This window comes from Streptomyces kronopolitis, assembly GCF_014646275.1.
GTDB lineage: Bacteria > Actinomycetota > Actinomycetes > Streptomycetales > Streptomycetaceae > Streptomyces > Streptomyces kronopolitis.
In genome coordinates this window covers 1-732 of record NZ_BMND01000101.1, presented here as the reverse complement: position 1 = coordinate 732, position 732 = coordinate 1, and the positions used below count along the sequence as shown (strand labels likewise).

The window sequence follows — 732 nt, the reverse complement described above, 5'->3', positions numbered from 1 at the left end:
AGTTGCTTAAATTCGTTATGGTTTGTTCCACATAGGCGCAACCGGAAGCGAAAGTTTGAGTGGTCACTGTGCCAGGAGCTGAACCTTGTGTGCCGCCAGTGCCAGCTGTTGAAGGGTTGTTGCATGTGGCTAAAAAGTTTTTAACAAAATTTTGAAAATTCCCGGTAAGCCTTTCAGGGTTAAGGGTTTGCCCCACTTGTTCGCTCAAATTGAGCATTTTGGCTTGCGCGCTAGCGTTAGCGAGCATGCCTTGCGCAAAGCTAGCGTCTGTGAAAGGGTTGAAAGGCTTGCCATTACTGCCTCCCACTTGAGTCGTTTGTTCATTGCTGTTAATCACACTCGTTTGATTGACAAGCTCTTGCGCGTCTGCGATCATCTTTTGGATCGCGCTGATTTCATCTGTAAAACCGCACAACTTCCCACTAGTCGGTTTCATCTGTGGGCCACCACTTTGATTAGCTACACTAAAATACGGGCATGCCGTGTTGATGGTGTTAATGAGCGTGCTCGCTTGCGCTAACAAGAATTGAGCGCTATCAGGCACATCTCTTAAGTCGTTAGTGATTTCGGTGTAGGAGACATGTCGTGTATTACCTGGTGCTCCGCTATCAACCACTTTTGAACTGATCGTGGTGCTCACGCTTTTGCCGTCTATGGTTTTGGTTTCAGTCTTGCTTCCGCCGTTTTGGTCACTTACACCTGTGATGTTTGACGAGCAGTTATCATTCCCTT

General features: G+C 47.3%; 1 protein-coding gene. It reads right to left on the bottom strand.

What is annotated here, in order from left to right:
- The coding region (locus IEY78_RS35315; protein WP_506417110.1) for a SabA family sialic acid-binding adhesin at nucleotides 1–640 on the bottom strand (640 nt) is incomplete at its 3' end.
- Nucleotides 641–732: the final 92 nt, after the last annotated feature.